We start from the raw sequence: 1,435 nt of genomic DNA, 5'->3' as shown, positions 1-1,435 counted from the left end.
TCACTAGTGTTGCATAAAAGTTCATTTACTATATAACTGACTATTCTGAACAAATCTTTTAGCTCGAAGAGCTAAAAAAGATACTATCCAAATAAAAGTGGCTCTGTCCATTTGGTAAAATATACAAGTAAACTGAGTGGCATGACCGAATGAGTAATTAAGGCACACCCTTTAATTGTTGTTTTTTCCGGAAGTGAATTCTCTTCAAAAAGCTCTCATAAGACTTCCAAAGTAAAACTTGTAACCATCGTTTAAGTTGTAACAAAGACTGCTTTGCATCCGTTTCTAGTCGAAGAAGCACTAGTAGACAGTACGTGATAAGTGCTATGTAGATTTGATTTTGCAAAGCGGTTTCGCTCATGCCATAAAATTTCTTGATCCTTACATGCTGCTTGAGCCATTTGAAGAATAATTCAATAGCCCACCTTGATCGATAAATTTCACCGATTTCTTCGGCACTTATATCAAATCGATTCGTCAAAATTCGGATCTGATTTCCTTTTGTATCCACCGTCTCGATGAGACGGAATACATTTTCGGTACGTGATTGGGGTGTTCCACAAACGACCATAGAATCGGAAGTAATCGGACTTCCTTCTGTAACCGAAAAGGATTCTAGAATTCGAACAACAGCATTTTTCTTAAGACGGGAAGCGAAAAAAATGCCTTCGTCAAAGTAGTAATCAAACGTTTTATAATCCATATACCCACGATCAAACACATACATGACATTCTTGTCGTCTACAAGCACTTCTAGTTGGTTGCGATCGTGTTCCCTAGCATTGGTTATGGTTACTTTGTCTGGATAGGCTTGATGGTGATCCGCAAACACCAACCGTAGATGCAGTTTAACACCCGACTTGGTTTTACGAAATTCGGCCCATCTATAATGGGTCAAGTTAAGTGGGATAGTGCTCGAATCAATAATTTTCAAAGGCATTCTTTTCGGAATACTATGATGCCTATGGGATTGTATTTCTTGAACAAGATCAAGAAATACTCGTGATAAAAGTGACGGATCAACTTCATTATTCTTCCGAGATAATTGTGAAGCACTAATCGAATCGAGTCCTAACTCAGCTTGAAGGTCTTCATCAAGCAAGCCATCGGAGATGGCTCTTAAACTTTCTTTTTCATGCAACTGAGCATGAAGCATGAGGAGAAGAAAAGCTTTCGTTGTCAGCTTCTTCACATACTTGTCTTGCTGAAGTTTCACAATTTCTTCTTGAAAATTCAAGAAATTAATAGGATTTATCCATTTACCAAATAGCATAAATAGTGTATTCTTGTCCATAGGCTAGTCCTTTGCATTGGATTTGGACAGGAAACCACCTGTACTTCCATTGTAAAGGATTTTTTTGTCCCTCGGACAATATGAATCTAAACATTTTGTGTATTATGAATTTTTAAATATAATTAATGCAACGCTAGTGAT

Annotated in this window: 1 protein-coding gene; it reads right to left on the bottom strand. The window is 37.2% G+C overall.

The window, feature by feature from the left end:
- Positions 1–157 precede the first annotated feature (157 nt).
- Positions 158–1,294, bottom strand: a complete 1,137-nt coding sequence (locus tag J2S11_RS22180; protein ID WP_307398382.1) for an IS4 family transposase — start codon at positions 1,292–1,294, stop codon at positions 158–160.
- Positions 1,295–1,435 lie beyond the last annotated feature (141 nt).

Origin of the sequence: Bacillus horti, from assembly GCF_030813115.1 — a bacterium.
Taxonomy (GTDB): Bacteria; Bacillota; Bacilli; order Caldalkalibacillales; family JCM-10596; genus Bacillus_CH; species Bacillus_CH horti.
The sequence above is the reverse complement of the archived record's forward strand: the minus strand, read 5'-3'. Positions and strand labels throughout refer to the sequence as shown.

Coding starts and splice junctions, on each gene's coding strand:
- J2S11_RS22180 (WP_307398382.1), bottom strand. CDS start 1,294: ATGGACAAGAATACACTATTTATGCTATTTGGTAAATGGATAAATCCT.